At 71.4% G+C, this 19012-nt stretch carries 29 protein-coding genes and 2 pseudogenes; 2 read left to right on the top strand and 29 right to left on the bottom strand.

Features of this window, described 5'->3' with window-relative positions; translation table 11 throughout:
• Positions 1–7: 7 nt before the first annotated feature.
• Positions 8–838, bottom strand: a complete 831-nt coding sequence (fdhD, locus tag DQ238_RS17735; RefSeq protein WP_113782573.1) for a formate dehydrogenase accessory sulfurtransferase FdhD — start codon at positions 836–838, stop codon at positions 8–10.
• A 39-nt stretch (positions 839–877) separates the two neighbouring features.
• On the opposite strand from fdhD, the gene DQ238_RS17730 reads away from it, so the two are divergent.
• Together DQ238_RS17730 and DQ238_RS17725 are read left to right on the top strand one after the other, a co-directional pair.
• Positions 878–1495, top strand: coding sequence for a molybdenum cofactor guanylyltransferase (locus DQ238_RS17730; protein WP_113782572.1), 618 nt, complete (start codon positions 878–880; stop codon positions 1493–1495).
• A gap of 9 nt (positions 1496–1504) precedes the next feature.
• The gene (locus DQ238_RS17725; protein WP_113782571.1) at positions 1505–2167 is read left to right on the top strand and encodes an NAD(P)-binding oxidoreductase; all 663 of its coding nucleotides are present in this window, start codon (positions 1505–1507) and stop codon (positions 2165–2167) included.
• 18 nt (positions 2168–2185) lie between these two features.
• Here DQ238_RS17725 and truA read toward each other — a convergent pair whose 3' ends face one another.
• The 28 genes and pseudogenes from truA to rplB all read right to left on the bottom strand — a co-directional run bounded on the left by truA (position 2186) and on the right by rplB (position 18964).
• Positions 2186–3001, bottom strand: coding sequence for a tRNA pseudouridine(38-40) synthase TruA (gene truA / locus DQ238_RS17720; RefSeq protein ID WP_233496061.1), 816 nt, complete (start codon positions 2999–3001; stop codon positions 2186–2188).
• A gap of 551 nt (positions 3002–3552) precedes the next feature.
• Positions 3553–3900, bottom strand: a pseudogene (gene rplQ, locus DQ238_RS24460) (50S ribosomal protein L17); the annotation flags it as partial.
• Between the two features lie 140 nt (positions 3901–4040).
• Positions 4041–5105: a DNA-directed RNA polymerase subunit alpha gene (locus tag DQ238_RS17710; RefSeq protein WP_113782568.1), complete on the bottom strand. Its 1065-nt coding sequence runs from the start codon at positions 5103–5105 to the stop codon at positions 4041–4043.
• Between the two features lie 198 nt (positions 5106–5303).
• On the bottom strand, positions 5304–5930 hold the full coding sequence (gene rpsD / locus DQ238_RS17705; protein WP_113782567.1) for a 30S ribosomal protein S4: 627 nt from the start codon (positions 5928–5930) through the stop codon (positions 5304–5306).
• A 34-nt stretch (positions 5931–5964) separates the two neighbouring features.
• The gene (gene rpsK, locus DQ238_RS17700; RefSeq protein ID WP_026857037.1) at positions 5965–6372 is read right to left on the bottom strand and encodes a 30S ribosomal protein S11; all 408 of its coding nucleotides are present in this window, start codon (positions 6370–6372) and stop codon (positions 5965–5967) included.
• Positions 6373–6472: 100 nt separating this feature from the next.
• Positions 6473–6853 carry a 30S ribosomal protein S13 gene (gene rpsM / locus DQ238_RS17695; RefSeq protein ID WP_113782566.1) on the bottom strand — a complete coding sequence of 127 codons (381 nt, stop codon included), beginning with the start codon at positions 6851–6853 and terminating at the stop codon, positions 6473–6475.
• Between the two features lie 14 nt (positions 6854–6867).
• Positions 6868–6981 carry a 50S ribosomal protein L36 gene (gene rpmJ / locus DQ238_RS17690; protein ID WP_012950458.1) on the bottom strand — a complete coding sequence of 38 codons (114 nt, stop codon included), beginning with the start codon at positions 6979–6981 and terminating at the stop codon, positions 6868–6870.
• Positions 6982–7053: 72 nt separating this feature from the next.
• Positions 7054–7275: a translation initiation factor IF-1 gene (infA, locus tag DQ238_RS17685; protein WP_012950459.1), complete on the bottom strand. Its 222-nt coding sequence runs from the start codon at positions 7273–7275 to the stop codon at positions 7054–7056.
• A 413-nt stretch (positions 7276–7688) separates the two neighbouring features.
• Positions 7689–8492 carry a type I methionyl aminopeptidase gene (gene map, locus DQ238_RS17680; RefSeq protein ID WP_113782609.1) on the bottom strand — a complete coding sequence of 268 codons (804 nt, stop codon included), beginning with the start codon at positions 8490–8492 and terminating at the stop codon, positions 7689–7691.
• 72 nt (positions 8493–8564) lie between these two features.
• Positions 8565–9188, bottom strand: a complete 624-nt coding sequence (locus DQ238_RS17675; protein ID WP_113782565.1) for an adenylate kinase — start codon at positions 9186–9188, stop codon at positions 8565–8567.
• Positions 9188–10498: a preprotein translocase subunit SecY gene (gene secY, locus DQ238_RS17670; protein WP_113782564.1), complete on the bottom strand. Its 1311-nt coding sequence runs from the start codon at positions 10496–10498 to the stop codon at positions 9188–9190. The genes DQ238_RS17675 and secY overlap by 1 nt, the downstream gene beginning before the upstream one ends.
• A gap of 217 nt (positions 10499–10715) precedes the next feature.
• On the bottom strand, positions 10716–11159 hold the full coding sequence (gene rplO, locus DQ238_RS17665; protein WP_113782563.1) for a 50S ribosomal protein L15: 444 nt from the start codon (positions 11157–11159) through the stop codon (positions 10716–10718).
• Positions 11160–11169: 10 nt separating this feature from the next.
• On the bottom strand, positions 11170–11367 hold the full coding sequence (gene rpmD / locus DQ238_RS17660; RefSeq protein ID WP_113782608.1) for a 50S ribosomal protein L30: 198 nt from the start codon (positions 11365–11367) through the stop codon (positions 11170–11172).
• 1 nt (position 11368) lies between these two features.
• Complete coding sequence (rpsE, locus tag DQ238_RS17655) at positions 11369–11983, bottom strand: 30S ribosomal protein S5 (RefSeq protein ID WP_113782562.1); 615 nt, start codon at positions 11981–11983, stop codon at positions 11369–11371.
• Positions 11984–12059: 76 nt separating this feature from the next.
• Positions 12060–12482 (bottom strand): 50S ribosomal protein L18, encoded by a 423-nt coding sequence (gene rplR, locus DQ238_RS17650; protein WP_113782607.1) that lies wholly within the window; start codon positions 12480–12482, stop codon positions 12060–12062.
• Positions 12482–13021: a 50S ribosomal protein L6 gene (gene rplF / locus DQ238_RS17645; RefSeq protein ID WP_113782561.1), complete on the bottom strand. Its 540-nt coding sequence runs from the start codon at positions 13019–13021 to the stop codon at positions 12482–12484. Before rplF ends, rplR begins: the two co-directional genes overlap by 1 nt.
• Positions 13022–13033: 12 nt before the next feature.
• Positions 13034–13444: a 30S ribosomal protein S8 gene (gene rpsH, locus DQ238_RS17640; RefSeq protein ID WP_113782560.1), complete on the bottom strand. Its 411-nt coding sequence runs from the start codon at positions 13442–13444 to the stop codon at positions 13034–13036.
• Positions 13445–13600: 156 nt separating this feature from the next.
• Positions 13601–13786: a type Z 30S ribosomal protein S14 gene (locus tag DQ238_RS17635; RefSeq protein ID WP_012950469.1), complete on the bottom strand. Its 186-nt coding sequence runs from the start codon at positions 13784–13786 to the stop codon at positions 13601–13603.
• A 20-nt stretch (positions 13787–13806) separates the two neighbouring features.
• A complete protein-coding gene (gene rplE, locus DQ238_RS17630) occupies positions 13807–14397 on the bottom strand; it encodes a 50S ribosomal protein L5 (RefSeq protein ID WP_113782606.1) in 591 nt (196 codons plus the stop codon).
• Between the two features lie 12 nt (positions 14398–14409).
• On the bottom strand, positions 14410–14724 hold the full coding sequence (rplX, locus tag DQ238_RS17625) for a 50S ribosomal protein L24 (RefSeq protein ID WP_113782559.1): 315 nt from the start codon (positions 14722–14724) through the stop codon (positions 14410–14412).
• Between the two features lie 48 nt (positions 14725–14772).
• Positions 14773–15141, bottom strand: a complete 369-nt coding sequence (gene rplN / locus DQ238_RS17620; RefSeq protein WP_072919076.1) for a 50S ribosomal protein L14 — start codon at positions 15139–15141, stop codon at positions 14773–14775.
• Between the two features lie 236 nt (positions 15142–15377).
• Complete coding sequence (rpsQ, locus tag DQ238_RS17615) at positions 15378–15695, bottom strand: 30S ribosomal protein S17 (RefSeq protein WP_305037576.1); 318 nt, start codon at positions 15693–15695, stop codon at positions 15378–15380.
• A complete protein-coding gene (rpmC, locus tag DQ238_RS17610) occupies positions 15692–15925 on the bottom strand; it encodes a 50S ribosomal protein L29 (RefSeq protein WP_072919070.1) in 234 nt (77 codons plus the stop codon). Before rpmC ends, rpsQ begins: the two co-directional genes overlap by 4 nt.
• On the bottom strand, positions 15925–16341 hold the full coding sequence (rplP, locus tag DQ238_RS17605) for a 50S ribosomal protein L16 (RefSeq protein ID WP_012950475.1): 417 nt from the start codon (positions 16339–16341) through the stop codon (positions 15925–15927). Before rplP ends, rpmC begins: the two co-directional genes overlap by 1 nt.
• Positions 16342–16345: 4 nt before the next feature.
• Positions 16346–17299 (bottom strand): 30S ribosomal protein S3, encoded by a 954-nt coding sequence (gene rpsC, locus DQ238_RS17600; protein ID WP_113782558.1) that lies wholly within the window; start codon positions 17297–17299, stop codon positions 16346–16348.
• 131 nt (positions 17300–17430) lie between these two features.
• Positions 17431–17778 (bottom strand): annotated as a pseudogene (rplV, locus tag DQ238_RS17595) (50S ribosomal protein L22); the annotation flags it as partial.
• 32 nt (positions 17779–17810) lie between these two features.
• Positions 17811–18092, bottom strand: a complete 282-nt coding sequence (gene rpsS / locus DQ238_RS17590; protein WP_113782556.1) for a 30S ribosomal protein S19 — start codon at positions 18090–18092, stop codon at positions 17811–17813.
• A 38-nt stretch (positions 18093–18130) separates the two neighbouring features.
• Complete coding sequence (rplB, locus tag DQ238_RS17585) at positions 18131–18964, bottom strand: 50S ribosomal protein L2 (RefSeq protein WP_113782555.1); 834 nt, start codon at positions 18962–18964, stop codon at positions 18131–18133.
• Positions 18965–19012 lie beyond the last annotated feature (48 nt).

Genomic DNA, 19012 nt, shown 5'->3' with positions numbered 1-19012 from the left:
CGGCCACTCACCCCGGCAGGACGATCCGCTCCGGGCAGGTGTAGACGTTGCAGCCGTCGCCGCGGAGGAAGCCGACCAGGGTGATCCCGACGTCGGCGGCGAGCTCCACGGCCAGGGACGACGGCGCCGACACCGCGGCCAGCACCGGGATGCCGGCCATCGCCGCCTTCTGGGTCAGCTCGAAGCTGGCCCGGCCGCTGACCATGAGCACGTGCCCGGCCAGGGGCAGCCGACCCGCACGCACCGCGTCGCCCACCACCTTGTCCACGGCGTTGTGCCGGCCCACGTCCTCCCGGAGCGCGACCAGCTCGCCGCCCGCGGTGAACAGGCCGGCCGCGTGCAGCCCGCCGGTCCGGTCGAACACCTGCTGGGCGGCGCGGAGCCGGTCGGGCAGCGCGAGCAGCGTCGCCAGAGGCAGCCGGGTGCCGTCGCCGGAGACGTCGTGCCGGGTCTTCGTGCGGAGGGCGTCGATGCTCGCCTTGCCGCAGACGCCGCACGAGCTCGACGTGTAGAAGTGCCGGTCCAGCGCGGTGTCCGGGGGTTGCACGCCGGGGGCGAGGTCGACGTCGACGACGTTGTAGGTGTTGCGCCCGTCGGCGTCGACCGAGTCGCAGTAGCGCAGCCCCAGGACGTCGTCGCGGCCGGAGATCACGCCCTCGGTGGCGAGGAAGCCGTGCACCAGGTCGAAGTCGTGCCCCGGCGTCCGCATGGTCACCGCCAGCGGGCTGCCGGACAGCCGGATCTCCAGTGGCTCCTCGGCCGCGACCGTGTCCGGGCGGTTGCTGTGCGCCGCGCCACGGATCCGCAGCACCGGCGTCCGGCTGGTCACTCGTCCCACGGGGCGACGTTACCCACGTCCGGCACCTACGGTCGGAGGGTGCCCGCGCTGCCGCCCTACGCCGCCGTCGTGCTGGCCGGGGGACGGGCGGCGCGGATGGGCGGGCAGGCCAAGCCGCAGCTCGACGTCGGCGGCCGGACGATCCTGGCCGCGGTGCTCGCCGCCGTCCCCGACGCCGCGCCGCGGATCGTCGTCGGCCCGCCCCAGCCGGTGCCGCCCGACGTCGTCGTGGTGCGGGAGGACCCGCCCCGCGGCGGCCCGGTGGCGGCGATGCGGGCCGGGTTGGCGCAGGTCCCCACCGAGGTGGTCGCCCTGCTCGCCGGCGACCTGCCGTTCCTCACCACCGGAGTGGTCCAGGCGCTGCGCGAGCGGCTGACCGGCGACGGCGTGCTCGTCGTCGACGACACCGACCGCGACCAGCTGTTGCTCGGGATCTGGCGCACCGCGGCCCTGCACGCCGCCGTCGCCGACGTCACCGGCCCCACCTCGGTCCGGAAGGCGTTCGCCCCGCTGGCGGTGCGCCGGCTGCACCCCGCGGTCGAGCCCGGCCGCCCGCCGCCCTGGACCGACTGCGACACCCCGGCCGACCTCGACCGCGCCCGGGCCGCCGCGGCTCGGCTCGGGACGCGCCGGGTACCGCGCCACCCCCGGGGGTAACCCCGCGCCGTGCGCGTCGCCATCGCCGGAGCCCACGGACAGGTCGCCCGCAGGCTCGGCTGCCTGCTGGCCGCCCGCGGGGACACCGTGGTCGGCATCGTCCGCAACCCCGCCCACGCGGCCGACCTGCGGGCCGACGGCGTGGAGCCGGTCGTCCTCGACCTCGAGCAGGCCACGGTCGACCAGGTCGCCGAGGTGGTCCGCGGCGCCGACGCGGTCGTCTTCGCCGCGGGCGCCGGGCCGGGCAGCGGCGCCGCCCGCAAGCACACCGTCGACAAGGGCGCCGCCCTGCTCCTGGCCGACGCGGCCGAGCGGGCCGGGGTCCGGCCCTACCTGCTGGTCTCCTCGATGGGCGTGGAGCAGGCCCGTCAGGGCACGCCCCCCGGCATGGACCCGGTCTTCGCCGTCTACCTGCAGGCCAAGCTGGCCGCCGAGGACGCGATCCTGCCCCGGCCCGGGCTGGGCACCGTCGTCCTGCGGCCCGGGCGGCTCACCGACGACCCGGGCACCGGACGGGTCACCCTCGCCCACGGGGTCGAGTACGGCGAGGTCCCTCGGGACGACGTCGCCGCCGTCCTGCTCGCCCTCCTCGACCGCGGCAAGACCGACGAGGTCGTGGAGCTCGTCAGCGGCGACACCCCGATCGACGAGGCGGTCGCCGCACTGCCCTGAGAAAGGACCCCGTCCCTCTCACCGCTCGCAAGCTCGCGGCAAGCCTCCGGACGGGGCCGTGCGGCGGGCGCGGGTGACCCGGGCCCGAGCCGCCAGCTCGGCGTCGGGCGGGTAGTCGACCGCGACGAGGGTGAGTCCCGCGGCCGGGGCGACGACCACCTCGCCGGCGCGGTCGGTGCGCGTCAGCAGCGTGGCCGGCCACTCCGGCGGACGGCGCCCCTCCCCCACGGCCAGCAGGGCGCCGACGAGGCTGCGCACCATCGAGTGGCAGAAGGCGTCGGCCGATGCGCGGATCGTGACCAGGTCGCCCTCCCGCGCCGCGGAGAGCGCGAGCAGGGTGCGCACCGTGGTCGCCCCCTCCCGCCGGCGGCAGTAGGCGGCGAAGTCGTGCTCACCGAGCAGCGGCCCGGCGGCGAACCCCATCGCCTCGACGTCCAGGCGCCGCGGCCAGCCGACGGTGTCGACACGGCGCAGGGGCGGAGGTCCGGAGGCGGCGTCGCTGCACCGGTAGACGTAGTGGCGGCGCAGGACGCCGAAGCGGGCGTCGAAGTCGGCCGGCGCCTCGTCGACCGCGGAGACCACGATGTCGGGCGCGAGGACGCCGCGCAGCCGGCGGACCAGTCCCCGCTGCTGCTCCCACGCCGGCCGGGGGACGTCGGCGTGGGCGACCTGCCCGGTGGCGTGCACGCCGGTGTCGGTGCGCCCGGCGACGGTGAGGTCGACCGGGCAGCGCAGCACGGTGGCCAGCGCCGCCTCGAGGTCGCCCTGGACGGTCCGCTGCCCCGGCTGGCGGGCCCACCCGTGCAGGGCCGTGCCGTCGTAGGCGATGCTCAACCGGAGACGGACGAGCCCGCCACCGGGGACGGTGACGGGCTCGTCGGTGCCGTGCGTGGTGCTCAGCCCAGCTTGGGGTCGGGTGCCGCGTCACCGCCCGGGGCGTGCGAGCCGGCCGTGGCAGCGTCGCTCAGCTCCGCGGCCTCCACCTCGGCCGCGGCCGCGGCGGCCAGCTCCGGGGAGAGGGCCGGGTCGTCGACGACCGCGAGGTTCTCCGCGGTCGGCTCGGGCGTGACGTCGCCGTCGTCCTGCCGCTCACCGTCGGGGGTGAAGACGTCGGTGACGATCTGCTGGGCCTCGGGGTCCACGTCGCCCGCCACCACGGCCGGGGAGGTGTCCCCGCCGGGGCCGGTGCTCTCGTCGTCGGGCTGGGCGGGGTCGGACTCGGTGTCGGTGACCGGGGTGGCGTCCTCGTCGGCGGTGTCGGCCGACTCGAGCGCGTCGGCGGTGACCTCGCCGGAGGCGGCCGCGGCACCGGCGCCGGGCACGAAACGCGTGCCGCGGGCGCGCTCGGCCTCACCGACCGCCTGCTGAGCCACGGTCAGCCCCTCCACCAGCTCGATGACCGCCATGGGCGCGTTGTCCCCCTTGCGCGAGCCCACCTTGGTGATCCGCGTGTAGCCGCCGGGCCGGTTCTCGTACCGGGGGCCGATCTCGGCGAACAGGTGGTGGACGACGTCCTTGTCCCGGATGACGCTCATCACCTGGCGACGGGCGTGCAGGTCACCCCGCTTGGCGAAGGTCACCAGCTTCTCGGCGAACGGGCGCAGCCGCTTCGCCTTGGTCTCGGTGGTGGTGATCCGCCCGTGCTCGAACAGCGCCGTGGCCAGGTTGGCCAGCATCAGCCGCTCGTGCGCGGGGGACCCGCCGAGACGGGGGCCCTTGGTCGGGGTGGGCATGTCGGTCCTTCCTCAGGCGGCCGGCGATCGGTGCACGGCTGCGGTTCCTTCTGCGTCCAGTGTGGCGGTGAGGCCTGAGCGGCCCCGCTGCAGGATCCCACGGCGAGCGTGCGAGTCATGGGGGGCGGCGGGGTCCCTTCTCAGAGCTGCTCGGTCTCCTGGTAGGACCCGTCGCTGTACTCGATGTCGCTGTACTCCGGGGTCCCGTGGTAGGCGTCGGTCTCGTAGCCCTCGTCGTAGCTCTCGACCGAGGTGGGGATGAACCCGGGCGGGCTGTCCTTGAGCGCGAGGCCCATCGCCGCCAGCTTCATCTTGACCTCGTCGATCGACTTGGCCCCGAAGTTGCGGATGTCCAGCAGGTCGGCCTCGGACCTGGTGACGAGCTCACCGACGGTGTGCACACCCTCGCGCTTGAGGCAGTTGTAGGACCGGACGGTGAGGTCCATGTCCTCGATCGGCATCGAGAAGTTGGCGATGTCGGCGGCCTCGGCCGGGCTCGGGCCGACCTCGATGCCCTCGGCGTCGACGTTGAGCTCGCGCAGCAGGCCGAACAGCTCGACCAACGTGGAGCCGGCGCTGGCGATCGCGTCGCGCGGGGCGATCGATGGCTTGGTCTCGACGTCGACCACCAGCCGGTCGAAGTCGGTGCGCTGCTCGACGCGGGTGGCCTCGACGCCGTAGGTGACCTTGAGGACCGGGGAGTAGATGGAGTCGACCGGGATCCGGCCGATCTCCTGACCCGGCTGCTTGTTCTGCGGCGCCGGGACGTAGCCGCGGCCCCGCTCGACGACCAGCTCGATCTCCAACCGGCCCTTGCCGTTCAGCGTGGCGATGTGCAGGTCGGGGTTGTGCACCTCGACACCGGCCGGCGGCGCGATGTCGGCGGCGGTGACCTCACCGGGGCCCTGCTTGCGCAGGTACATGGTCACCGGCTCGTCGGAGTCGGAGCTGACGACCAAGCCCTTGAGGTTGAGGATGATCTCGGTGACGTCCTCCTTGACCCCGGGCACGGTGGTGAACTCGTGCAGGGTGCCCTCGATCCGGATGCTGGTCACGGCAGCACCGGGGATGGAGGAGAGGAGGGTGCGGCGCAGCGAGTTGCCGAGGGTGTAGCCGAAACCGGGCTCCAACGGCTCGATGACGAACCGCGAGCGCTGCTCGGAGATGGTCTCCTCGGTCAACGTCGGACGCTGGGCGATGAGCATCGTGGTGTTCTCCTTGGGGTCCTCCGGCGCCCGCCATATGACGCCGTGAGGGGGTGGTGCAGGCCCCGGCGGACATCGGTCCGCCCGCCGGAGCCGTCGGCCCCTGCAGGGTCCGCCCCGTCCAGGGTCCCATCCTGAGCTTGCGAAGGGTGGGGAGGACGGGGTGTTTCACCGAGCGGGGGGCAGGGGGTCCTTCTGCTACTTGGAGTAGAGCTCGACGATCAGCTGCTCCTGGACCGGGGTGTCGATCACCTGGCGGGCCGGGATGTCGTGGACGAGCACGCGCAGCTGGTTGCTGATGACCTCCAGCCACGGCGGCACGGGGCGCTCGCCGGCGCGGGCCTGGGCGATCTGGAACGGCACCAGCGCCTTGGACTTCTCGGCGACCTCGATGATGTCGTTCCGGCTCACCCGGTAGCTCGGGATGTCGACCTTGCGGCCGTTGACCCGGATGTGGCCGTGGCGCACCAGCTGGCGGGCCATGTCGCGGGACTCGGCGAAGCCGGCCCGGTAGACCACGTTGTCCAGCCGCGACTCGAGGATCTGCAGGAGGACCTCACCGGTCTTGCCGGTCTTGCGGTTGGCCTCCTCATAGTAGCCGCGGAACTGCTTCTCCAGCACGCCGTAGATACGGCGGGCCTTCTGCTTCTCCCGCAGCTGCAGCAGGTACTCGCTGTCCTTGCTGCGTCCCCGGCCGTGCTCGCCCGGCGGGTACGGCCGGATCTCGATGGGGCACTTCGGGGACTCGCACTTGCTGCCCTTGAGGAACAGCTTCATCTTCTCGCGCCGGCACATCCGGCAGTCGGCTCCGGCGTAACGGGCCACGGTTCTCTACCTCGTTCGTCTCGTCAGTGGCCGGTCAGACCCGGCGGCGCTTCTTGGGGCGGCAGCCGTTGTGCGGCTGCGGGGTCACGTCCTGGATCTGGCCCACCTCCAGGCCGGTGGCCTGCAGCGACCGGATGGCGGTCTCGCGGCCGGAGCCGGGGCCCTTGACGAAGACGTCGACCTTGCGCATGCCGTGCTCCTGCGCCTTGCGGGCGGCGTTCTCGGCGGCCATCTGCGCGGCGAACGGCGTGGACTTGCGCGAGCCCTTGAAGCCGACGTGGCCGGCGGAGGCCCAGCTGATCACGTTCCCGTTGGGGTCGGTGATCGACACGATCGTGTTGTTGAAGGTGCTCTTGATGTGCGCGGCGCCGTGGGCGACGTTCTTCTTCTCCTTACGGCGGACCTTCTTGGCACCCGCCGCGGTACGAGCCCTGGGAGGCATGAGTCTGTGTCGTTCCTTATCTTTCGTGGCCTGGTGGAACGGCCACCCTTCAGGGGCCCTCCGCCTGAGCGTGCGGGGCGTGGGGGGAAGGGTGGTCCTTCTACTTCTTGCCGGCCTTCTTCTTGCCGGCGATGGTCTTGCGCGGGCCCTTGCTCGAGCGCGCGTTGGTGCGGGTGCGCTGACCGTGCACCGGTAGCCCGCGGCGGTGGCGCAGGCCCTGGTAGCAGCCGATCTCGACCTTGCGGCGGATGTCGGCGGCCACCTCGCGGCGCAGATCGCCCTCGACGCGGAAGTGCTCGTCGATGTAGTCGCGCAGCTTCAGCAGGTCCTCGTCGGTGAGGTCCCGGGCGCGCAGGTCGGGGCTGACCCCCGTCGCGGCCAGGGTCTCCTTGGCGTGGGCCTTGCCGATGCCGTAGATGTAGGTGAGCGCGATCTCCATCCGCTTCTCGCGGGGCAGGTCCACGCCGGCCAGTCGTGCCATGTCTCGGTACTCCCTCAGCCCTGCCGCTGCTTGTGGCGGGCGTTGTCGCAGATGACCATGACCCGGCCGTGCCGGCGGATCACCTTGCACTTGTCGCAGATCTTCTTCACCGACGGCTGGACCTTCACCGGTGCCGCCCCTCATTCCTGTCGCTCGTGTGCCGCGCGCGCCGGCGCCGTCCGGGCGCCGCGCAGCGGCGGTTACTTGTACCGGTAGACGATGCGACCGCGGGTCAGGTCGTAGGGCGAGAGCTCCACGACCACGCGGTCCTCGGGCAGGATGCGGATGTAGTGCTGGCGCATCTTGCCGCTGATGTGGGCGAGCACCCGGTGCCCGTTCTGCAGCTCCACCCGGAACATCGCGTTGGGCAGCGGCTCGACGACGCGACCCTCGACCTCGATGGCCCCGTCCTTCTTCGCCATGCCCGACACGGCCTCCCTGACTCGATGGTGCTGGTCGTCCTCACGCGGCCACACGGGGACTCGGCGGGCGCGCTCGGTTGTGTGCAGAACTGGTGGTGCGGACATCCGCGAGAGGGCGCCCTGCGTCGTACGGCCACAGCACGGCAACAGGACGGCGCGAACGCCAGCGGCTACTGTACCCCGCTCCCGCGCCCCTCTCCAACCGCCCGCGGTGGGGAAGGACCCCCGTGCTCCCCGCCACGCCTGAAAGGACCCCCTCCTCCCCTTGAAGGACCCCCTCGCCCCCGCCACTCGCAGGCTCGCGGCGGGACCCTGCGAGGGGACCATCAGGGCTCGGAGCGGGGCCCTGCACGGGACCCGCCGTCCGCCCTGGTCGCCGCAGGCTCAGGACCGGGTCGTCCGGGATCGGCTCCTCAGGTGCGCGGGGTGATCCCGTAGGGAGCCAACCCCGCGACGCCGCCGTCCTCGGCGGTGAGCACCCACGGGCCCTCGGGCGTGACGGCGACGGTGTGCTCGAAGTGGGCCGCGCGCGACCCGTCCTTGGTCACCACGGTCCAGCCGTCCTCGAGCTCGACGGTCGCCGGGTCCCCCACGGTGACCATCGGCTCGATGGCCAGGGCCAGGCCGGGCACCAGCCGCGGCCCGCGGCCGGGGCGGCCGTAGTTGAGCACGTGCGGGTCCTGGTGCATCTCGGTGCCGATGCCGTGCCCGCCGTAGTGGTCGACGATCCCGTAGGGGTGACCCTCGGCGGTGACGGTCCGCTCGACCGCGGAGCTGATGTCGGTCAGCCGGCCTCCGGCCACGGCCTTGGCCAGACCGGCCCACATGGACCGCTCGGTCACGTCGTTCAGTGCGGCGTCCGCGGCCGACGGCGGACCGACCGTCACCGTGACGGCGGAGTCACCGTGCCAGCCGTGCAGGATCGCGCCGCAGTCGATGGAGATGTTGTCCCCCGCGGCCAGCACTCGCCTGCTGGTGGGGATGCCGTGCACGATCTCGTCGTTGATCGACGCGCAGATGCTGCCGGTGAAACCGTGGTACCCGAGGAACGACGGGACGGCGCCGGCGCTGCGGATGTGGTCCTCGGCGATGGCGTCGAGCTCCCCGGTGGTCACCCCGGGCCGGACGGCGGCGCGGACCGCCGCGATGGCACCGGCCACGACGAGCCCGGCGGCACGCATGAGCTCGAGCTCGTGCGGCGTCTTGATCTGGATCATGCGTCCACTCCACTTCGCCAGCAGCGGGAGGCGGCCGAGGATGCCGGCGGCCGTCATCTGCGCCGCCCGTCCTCAGCCCGCGCTCGGCTGCCCGGTCGGGTCGGACCTCTCGGGCCCGGGCTGACCGAGGGCCGCCAACGCCCGCGCGGTGACCTCCTCCACCGAGCCGACGGCGGCGATGCGGGCCAGCAACCCCGCTGTCTCGTAGAAACCCGACAGGGGCGCGGTCTGTTCCTGGTACACGTGCAGCCGGCGCCGCACGGTCTCGGGATCGTCGTCGTCGCGCTGGACCCACTGCCCGTCGACCAGCATCCTCCGGCTCGACAGCCGGCGGACCAGCTCGTCCTCGTCGACGACCAGCTCCAGGACGCGGTCGAGGCCGTGGCCGAGCTCCTGCAGCGAGGAGCGCAGCCGTTCGGCCTGGGGGATCGTCCGGGGGAAGCCGTCGAGCAGGAAACCCACCTTGGCGTCGGGCTCGGCCAGCCGGTCCCTGACCATGGACACGGTGATCTCGTCGGGCACCAGTTCACCGGCGTCCATGAAACCCTTGGCCAGCAGGCCCAGCTCGGTCTGTCCGCTGACATTGGCGCGGAAGATGTCGCCGGTCGAGATCGCCGGCACGCCGCGCCGGCCGGCGATGATCTGCGCCTGGGTGCCCTTGCCCGCCCCGGGGGGGCCGAGCAGCACGACGCGCACTACTTCAGGAACCCTTCGTAGTTGCGCTGGTTGAGTTGCGTCTCGATCTGCTTCACCGTCTCCAACCCCACTCCCACCATGATCAGTACCGCGGTCCCGCCGAACGGGAAGTTCTGGTTCTGTCCCTGCTGCGTGATGGAGAGGAACAGGTTGGGCAGCACTGCCACCAGGCCCAGGTAGATCGACCCCGGCAGGGTGATCCGGGACAACACGTACTGCAGGTACTCCGCGGTCGGCCGGCCGGGACGGATGCCCGGGATGAAGCCGCCGTAGCGCTTCATGTCCTCGGCCCGCTCCTCGGGGTTGAAGGTGATCGACACGTAGAAGTACGTGAAGAAGACGATCAGGCCGAAGTAGATGGCGATGTGCGCGGGGCTGCTCTGGTTGATGACGTAGTTCTCGAAGAAGCGGCGGACCGGCCCGGTCTCGTCCCCCTGCAGCTGGGTGATCAGCTGCGGCAGGTACAGCAGCGACGAGGCGAAGATGACCGGGATGACGCCGGCCTGGTTGACCTTCAGCGGCAGGTAGGTCGACGTCCCGCCGTACATGCGGCGGCCGACCATGCGTTTGGCGTACTGCACCGGGATGCGCCGTTGGGCCTGTTCGACCCAGACCACGGTGCCGATGATGACGACGGCGATGACGCAGACGACGGCGAAGACGAAGCCGCCACGGGTCTGCAGGATCGAGCCGCCCTCGGCGGGGATCCGCGCGGCGATCGAGGTGAAGATCAGCACGGACATGCCGTTGCCGATCCCCTTCTCGGTGAGCAGCTCGCCCAGCCACATGATCACGGTGGTGCCGGCGGTGAGGGCGACGACCAGGACCACCGTCGTCCAGATGGAGCTCGACGGGATGATGTCCTGGGAGCAGCCCGGGAACAGCTGGCCGCTGCGGGCCAGGGCGATGATCCCGGTGCTCTGCAGGATGGCCAGCGCGATCGTCAGGTAGCGCGTGTACTGGGTCAGCTTCTGCTGCCCCGACTGCCCTTCCTTCTTCAGCTGCTCGAAGCGGGGGATCACCACGACCAGCAGCTGCACGATGATGCTCGCCGTGATGTAGGGCATGATCCCGAGCGCGAAGACCGACAGTCGCAGCAGCGCGCCGCCGGAGAAGAGGTTCACCAGCGAGTAGAGGTCCCGCTGGTCGGAGGCCTGGGCCTGCTCGAGGCAGCTGTTGATCGCCTCGACCGAGACGCCCGGGCCGGGGACCGCGGCGCCCAACCGGTAGACGGCGATGATCCCCAGGGAGAACAACAGCTTGCGCCGGAGGTCTGGCGTCCGGAACGCCGCGGCGAACGCCTGCAGCACGTGCCCTCCCCTGCTCGATCGGATGAGGTTAGCAACGGTGGGGTCGGCCGCGGCCGGGTCCCCGTCCGGACGGGCGTCGCGCTCGCGCCGTCCTCTGGCGGCCGGCGCCGGACGTCGGTCCGGACAGCAGAAGGCCCCCCTGCGGCCTCCTCCCGGGTCCCGCCCCGAGCCTGCGAGGGGTGGGGAGGAGGAGGTCCTTCTACAGAGGGGTCCTTCGTCAGATGCGGGTGGTGCTGCCCCCCGCAGCGCCGATCTTGTCCACGGCGGAGGCCGAGAAGGCGTGCGCGTGCACGTGCACCTGGACGCCGCCCAGGTCGCCGGTGCCGAGCACCTTCACCGGCTGGCCGCGGCGCACCGCGCCGGCCTCGGCCAGGGAGTCGGGGTTCACCGAACCGCCCTGGGGGAACAGGGCCACGATCCGGTCGAGGTTGACGACCTGGAAGACGACCTTGTTCGGGTTCTTGAAGCCCGAGAGCTTCGGCAGCCGCATGTGCAGCGGCGTCTGACCACCCTCGAAGCGCGCAGAGGTGGAGCTGCGCGCACCGGTGCCCTTGGTGCCGCGACCGGCGGTCTTGCCCTTGGAGCCCTCGCCGCGGCCCACGCGGGTCTTGGCGGTGCGGGCGCCCGGGGCCGGACGCAGGTGGTGGACCTTGAGAGTCATGGAAGCGTCCCTACTCAGCCGCAGTCCGGCTGATCTCTTCGACGGTCACCAGGTGCGGCACCGTCGCGATCATCCCGCGGATCTCGGGGCGGTCCTCCTGCACGACCGAGTCGTTGATCCGCTTGAGGCCCAGCGAGCGCAGCGTCTGGCGCTGGTTGGGCTTGGTCCCGATGGCCGACCGGATCTGGGTGACCTTGAGCTGCGCCACGTCAGGCCCCCTGACCCGCACGCGCCCGAAGCATGGCCGCCGGAGCGACGTCCTCGAGGGGTAGACCGCGGCGGGCCGCGATCTCCTCGGGGCGCACGAGCTCCTTCAGCGCCTGCATGGTGGCGTGCACGATGTTGATCGGGTTCGAGGACCCGAGGCTCTTGGACAGCACGTCGTGGATGCCGGCGCACTCCAGGACGGCGCGCACCGGGCCACCGGCGATGACACCGGTACCGGGGCTGGCCGGCTTGAGCAGCACGACGCCGGCGGCCGCCTCACCCTGCACCGGGTGCGGGATGGTGCTGCCGATGCGCGGCACCCGGTAGAAGTGCTTCTTGGCCTCCTCGACACCCTTGGCGATCGCCGCGGGCACCTCCTTGGCCTTGCCGTAGCCCACCCCCACGGTGCCGTCGCCGTCGCCCACGACCACCAGGGCGGTGAAGCTGAAGCGCCGGCCACCCTTGACGACCTTGGACACGCGGTTGATGGCCACCACGCGCTCGATGAAGTTGCTCTTCTCGGCAGGCGCGCTGCCGGGCCCCCGCCCGCCGTCACGACGGTCGCGGCGGTCGTTACCGCCACCGGCGCCGCCGCCGCGTCGCTGTGGTCCTGGCATCAGACGTCCCTCTCGATCTTCATCGTCTCGTGAACCCGTGTCGGCACCGAGTTCGGCTTGCGGTTGCTCGCGTCCATCAGAAGTCCAGACCACCCTCGCGGGCGCCGTCGGCCAGCGCCGCGATGCGGCCCTGGTAGCGGTTGCCGCCACGGTCGAACACGACCGCGGTGATGCCGGCGGCCTTCGCACGCTCGGCGACCAGGGCGCCGACCTGACGGGCCAGGGTGGACTTGTCGCCCTCGGCACCCCGCAGGCTGGCGTCCAGCGTCGACGCGCTGACCAGGGTCCGGCCGACGGTGTCGTCGACCACCTGCACGTGGATGTGCCGCGAGCTGCGGTTGACCACCAGGCGCGGCCGCTCCGGCGTGCCCCCGACCCGCTTGCGCAGCCGGTTGTGCCGGCGCAGGCGGGCGGCGCGTCGCGCGGTGCTGATGTCGGTGCCGACGGGCTTGTGCACCCGAGTAGGCGCCCCGCCCCGCGAAGTCGTTGTCTGTGCCATCACTTACCCGTCTTCCCGACCTTGCGCCTGATGGCCTCACCCTGGTAGCGCACGCCCTTGCCCTTGTAGGGGTCCGGACGGCGCAGTCTGCGGATGTTGGCCGCGACCTGTCCGACCTGCTGCTTGTCGATCCCGGTGACCGTGAGGCGGGTCGGGGTCTCGACGGTGAAGGTGATGCCCTCGGGGGCCCGCACCGGCACCGGGTGGCTGTAGCCCAGGGCGAACTCGAGGTCCGAGCCGCGGGCCTGCACGCGGTAGCCCACGCCGACGATCTCGAGGGTCTTGGTGTACCCGTCGGTGACGCCGGTGATCATGTTCGCGATGAGCGTGCGCGACAGCCCGTGCAGTGCGCGGCTGGACCGCTCGTCGTTGGGCCGCTGCACCGAGAGCGTGCCGTCCTCACCGCGCTCGACGGTGATCGGGGACGCGACGGTGTGCGCCAGGGAGCCCCGGGGGCCGGTCACCCGCACCATCTGACCGTCGATGGCGACGTCCACGCCACCGGGCACGGGGATCGGGAGTCGTCCGATCCGTGACATCTCACTCGCTCCTCACCAGACGTAGGCGAGGACTTCCCCACCCACGCCCTTCTTGTTCGCCTGCCGGTCGGTCAGCAGCCCGGTCGAGGTGGAGATGATGGCCACCCCGAGGCCGCCGAGCACCTTGGGCAGCGCGGTGGACTTGGCGTACACCCGCAGACCGGGCTTGGACACGCGCCGGACGCCGGCGATGCTCCGCTCGCGGTTGGGGCCGTACTTGAGGTCGACCACCAGCTCCCTGCGGGTGGCGCCGTCCTTCTCGACCTCGTTGACCTTCCAGCCGGCGATGTAGCCCTCCTGCTGGAGGATCTCGGCGATGTGCGTCTTCAGCTTCGACGACGGCATGGTCGTGGAGTCGTGGTACGCCTGGTTGGCGTTCCGGATCCGCGTCAGCATGTCCGCGATCGGGTCGGTCATCGTCATGGGTGTCGTGCCTCTCTCGCCGCGGTTCCTCGCGCGGTGCCGCGCGGGCCTCTCGGCGATCAGTAACGGAATGGAACGGCCCGGCTCAGGGCCACCGTGTGGCCCCGTCCCGGGTCCCGCCCTGAGCTCGCGAAGGGTGGAGAGGACGGGGTCCTCTCACCAGCTGGACTTGCTGACGCCCGGCAGCTCGCCGGCGTGGGCCATCTCCCGCAGGCAGATGCGGCACAGGCCGAACTTGCGGAAGACCGAGTGCGGGCGGCCGCACCGCTGGCAGCGGGTGTAGCCGCGAACCGCGAACTTGGGCTTGCGGGCCGCCTTGTTGATCAGCGCCTTCTTGGCCATGGAGTGTCTCCTCCCCCGGCTCAGCGGGTGGTGGTCACGACGGGCTGGCCGGCGAACGGAAAGCCCAGCAGGCGGAGGAGCTCGCGACCCTCCTCGTCGGTCGTGGCGGTGGTGACCAGCGTGATGTCCATGCCGCGCGGCCGGTCGATCTTGTCGACGTCGATCTCGCGGAACATCGACTGCTCGGTCAGGCCGAACGTGTAGTTGCCGTGCCCGTCGAACTGCCTGGCGTTCAGGCCGCGGAAGTCACGGATGCGGGGCAGGGCCAGCGACAGCAGCCGGTCCAGGAACTCCCACATGCGGTCACCGCGCAGGGTGACCTTGGCACCGATCGGCATGCCCTCGCGGAGCTTGAACTGCGCGATGGACCTGCGGGCCCGGACCACCGCCGGCTTCTGCCCGGTGATCGCGGTGAGGTCGCGGACCGCGCCGTCCATCAGCTTCGCGTCGCGGGTCGCCTCGCCGACGCCCATGTTGACGACGATCTTGGTCAGCCGCGGGATCTGCATGACGTTGGCGTAGCCGAACTCCTCCTGCAGGGCCGGCACGATGTCCTCGCGGTAGCGGGCCAGCAAGCGGGGCAGCTCACGGGTGGGTGCGCTCTCGGTCATCGACGACATGTCTCAGAGGTCCTTCCCGGTGCGCCGCGAGACCCGGATGCTGCGGCCGTCCTCGTCCTTGCGGTAGCCGACCCGGGTCGGCCTGCCCTCGGAGTCGATCACCATCACGTTGCTCACGTGGATGGGAGCCTCCTGGGTGACGATCCCGCCCGACTGGGCACCCCGCTGGTTGGTGCTGATCCGGGTGTGCTTCTTCACCCGGCCGATGCCCTCCACGAGGACCTTCTGCAGCTTGGGGTAGGCGGCGATCACCCGGCCCTTGGCGCCCTTGTCCTTGCCGGACAGCACGACGACGGTGTCGCCCTTCTTCACCTTCATCGACGGCGTCCTGGCGGCAGCCTTCTTGTTCGTCTTCGTCGCCATGGTCTAGAGCACCTCCGGAGCGAGCGAGATGATCCGCATGAACCGCTTGTCGCGCAGTTCACGGCCGACCGGGCCGAAGATGCGCGTACCCCGCGGGTCTCCGCTGTCACGGATGATGACGGCGGCGTTCTCGTCGAAGCGGATGTAGGAGCCGTCGGGACGACGCCGCTCCTTCGCCGTGCGGACGACGACGGCCTTGACCACGTCGCCCCGCTTGACCCCGGCACCGGGCAGTGCGTCCTTGACGGTGGCGACGATGACGTCGCCGATGCCCGCGTAGCGTCGCCCGGAACCGCCGAGCACCCGGATGCAGAGGATCTCCTTCGCACCCGTGTTGTCGGCGACCCGCAGTCGCGACTCCTGCTGGATCACGTCCTACTCCCAGATCTCTGTGTGACAGCCGGGCCGGATCGGTGAACCGGCTGTCCGGCACCCACGCGCGGACGCACCGACAGCAGGTGCCGCCGATGCGTCCGAAGCACGGGTACCGGGATGGGGCGCGCACCCGCGGGGCGCGCCAGTCGTCCAGGGTACTCGCTCCTGGACCCGCCCCGGAGGGGCACTGGTGTCACTCGGCGTTCTCTGCTACTCGGCCCTCTCGAGCTCTGTTACTTGGCCCTCTCGAGGACCTCGACCAGCCGCCACCGCTTGGTGGCCGACAACGGCCGGGTCTCCATGATCTGCACCCGGTCACCGATGCCGGCGACCTGCTGCTCGTCGTGGGCCTTCAGCTTGCTGGTGCGCCGGATGACCTTGCCGTAGAGGCCGTGCTTCACCCGGTCCTCGACCTCGACGACGATGGTCTTCTCCATCTTGTCGCTGACCACCAGGCCCTCCCGCACCTTGCGGTAGCCGCGCCCACCGGGGGCCCGGCCGGCGACCTGGCTGTTGGACCCCTGGCGCTCGTCGACCGCACCCTCGCTCATGCCACACCCTCGTTCGGGGCGACCGAGAGACCCAGCTCGCGCTCGCGCATGATCGTGTAGATCCGCGCGATGTCGCGGCGCACGGTCTGCAGCCGCCGGTTGTTGTCCAGCTGGCCGGTGGCCACCTGGAACCGCAGGTTGAACAGTTCTTCCTTGGACTCGCGCAGCCGCGTGGCGAGCTCCTCGGCGGAGAGCTCACGCAGCTCGGGAGCGGTCAGACCGGCGGCCATCACACCTCTCCTTCACGCGTGATGAAGCGGCACTTCATCGGCAGCTTGTGGATCGCGCGGCGCATGGCCTCGCGGGCCACCGGCTCGGCGACGCCGGACAGCTCGAACATGATCCGGCCGGGCTTGACGTTGGCGACCCACCACTCGGGCGATCCCTTGCCGGAGCCCATGCGGGTCTCGGCCGGCTTCTTGGTGAGCGGGCGGTCCGGATAGATCGAGATCCACACCTTGCCGCCGCGGCGGATGTGGCGGGTCATGGCGATACGAGCCGACTCGATCTGCCGGTTGGTCACGTACGCCGGCTCGAGGGCCTGGATGGCGTACTCACCGAAGTTGATCTCGGTCCCACCCTTGGCCCGACCCGAGCGGCTCGGGTGGTGCTGCTTGCGGTGCTTGACGCGCCGTGGGATCAGCACGGTGTCAGACCCCCTGCTCGGTCGACGTGGACTGGTTCTCGGTGGCCGTGGTCTCGGCGGAGCCGGCCTCGGCGCTCGTCTCGGCGGCTGCGGTCCCCTCGGGACCGGCGGCCTCGGCGACGGTCTGCTCGGGCGCGACCTCGCCGGAGGTCTGCACGAGCGTGTCGGTGGTGTCCGGGGCCGGGCCGGTCGAGGACTCGGCGGCGGCGCGCCCGGCCTCGGTCCCGCCGGCGGTCGTGCCGGAGGAGCCGGACCGCCGGGGGCGCTGGGACCGCTCGCGACGCTGCTGGCGGGCGGCGAGGGCCTCGAGGGCCTCCCGCTCGGCGCGCGAGCCGCTGACATCGCCCTTGTAGATCCAGACCTTGACGCCGATGCGGCCGAAGGTGGTCCGGGCCTCGTAGATGCCGTAGTCGATGTTCGCGCGCAGGGTGTGCAGCGGCACGCGACCCTCGCGGTAGAACTCCGACCGGCTCATCTCCGTACCGCCCAGCCGGCCGGAGCACTGCACCCGGATGCCCTTGACCTGCGGGCTGCGCTGCGCCGACTGCATCGCCTTGCGCATGGCGCGGCGGAAGCTGACCCGGCTGGACAGCTGCTCGGCGACGCCCTGGGCCACCAGCTGCGCGTCGGCCTCGGGGTTCTTGACCTCGAGGATGTTCAGCTGGACCTGCTTGCCGGTGAGCTTCTCCAGCTCGCCGCGGATGCGGTCGGCCTCCGCGCCGCGGCGGCCGATGACGATGCCCGGGCGGGCCGTGTGGATGTCGACGCGGACGCGGTCGCGGGTACGCTCGATCTCCACCTTGGAGATCCCGGCCCGTTCCATCCCCTTGCTCATCAGCTTGCGGATGGCCACGTCTTCCTTGACGTAGTCCTTGTACAGCTTGTCGGCGTACCACCGGGACTTGTAGTCGGTGGTGATGCCCAGTCGGAACCCGTGCGGGTTGACCTTCTGACCCACTAGCGGGTCCCTCCCCTCGTGTTGTTCTTCTGCTGGACGGCGTTCAACCGGCTGGCGCTGCCGGACCGGCCGGTGCGGCGGCGGGCTGACCGGGACTTGCCGGCCAGTTCCGTGCCGGACGAGACCTCGGTGACCTCGACGGTGATGTGGCAGGTCCGCTTGTTGATGCGGTACGCGCGGCCCTGGGCGCGCGGGCGGATCCGCTTGAGCGTCGGGCCCTCGTCCACGTAGGCCGCGCTGACGACCAGCGCGGCCGGGTCGAGGCGCAAGTTGTGCTCGGCGTTGGCGACCGCGCTGGCCACCACCTTGGCGACCGGCTCGCTGGCGGCCTGCGGCGCGAAGCGCAGCAGGGCCAGGGCCTCGTCGGCCGGCAGGTAGCGGACCAGGTCCACCACCCGGCGTGCCTTCATGGGGGTGACACGGACGAACCGGGCCGTGGCCCGGGCGACCGGCACCTCCTGTCCCACCTGGGATGTCATCGACGATCTCTCTCTACCTGGTCAGCGCTCTGTCAGCCCCGGCGGGACCGGCGGTCGTCCTTGACGTGCCCACGGAAGGTGCGGGTGGGCGCGAACTCGCCGAGCTTGTGCCCGACCATCGCCTCGGTCACGAAGACCGGGACGTGCTTGCGGCCGTCGTGGACGGCGATGGTGTGCCCGAGCATGTCGGGGATGATCGTGGAGCGGCGCGACCAGGTCCGGATGACGGTCTTGGTGCCCCTCTCGTTCTGCGCGTCCACCTTCTTGAGCAGGTGGTCGTCCACGAACGGGCCCTTCTTCAGGCTGCGTGGCATGTCTGTCGGACTCCTTGTCAGCCGCCGGGATACCCAGCTCAGCGCTTCTTGTTGGTGCGCCGGCGGCGCACGATCAGGGCGTCACTGGCCTTACGCCTGCGCGTACGGCCCTCGGGCTTGCCCTTCGGGTTCACCGGGTGGCGACCACCGGAGGTCTTGCCCTCACCACCACCGTGCGGGTGGTCGACCGGGTTCATGGCGACACCGCGGACGGTCGGGCGCTTGCCCTTCCACCGCATGCGGCCGGCCTTCCCCCAGTTGATGTTCGACTGCTCGGCGTTGCCCACCTCGCCGACGGTCGCCCGGCAGCGCACGTCGACGTTGCGGATCTCCCCCGACGGCATGCGCAGCTGCGCCAGCCGGCCCTCGCGGGCGACCAGCTGGACGCTGGTCCCCGCCGAGCGGGCGATCTTCGCGCCGCCACCGGGGCGCAGCTCGATGGCGTGAACGACCGTGCCGACCGGGATGTTCCGCAGCGGCAGGTTGTTACCCGGCTTGATGTCGGCCGAGGGACCGCACTCCACCGTGTCGCCCTGCTTGAGACGGGCCGGCGCGATGATGTAGCGCTTCTCCCCGTCGGCGTAGTGCAGCAGCGCGATGCGCGAGGTCCGGTTCGGGTCGTACTCGATGTGCGCGACCTTCGCCGGCACGCCGTCCTTGTCGGCCCGCCGGAAGTCGATCACCCGGTAGGCGCGCTTGTGCCCACCACCCTGGTGACGCGCGGTGACCTTCCCGTGGACGTTGCGCCCGCCGCGACCGTGCAGCGGCCGGACCAGCGACTTCTCGGGATGGTCTCTCGTGACCTCTGCGAAGTCGGCGACGCTTGCGCCTCTACGACCCGGCGTCGTCGGCTTGTACTTGCGGATAGCCATTGGAACTGGATCCCTTTGTCTTCTGTCTCTGGTCCGTCGATCGGTGCG

This window comes from Geodermatophilus sp. TF02-6 (genome assembly GCF_003319115.1).
Lineage (GTDB): Bacteria > Actinomycetota > Actinomycetes > Mycobacteriales > Geodermatophilaceae > Geodermatophilus.
Note: the sequence above shows the minus strand (reverse complement) of the source record. Positions and strands in the feature narration are given on the sequence as shown.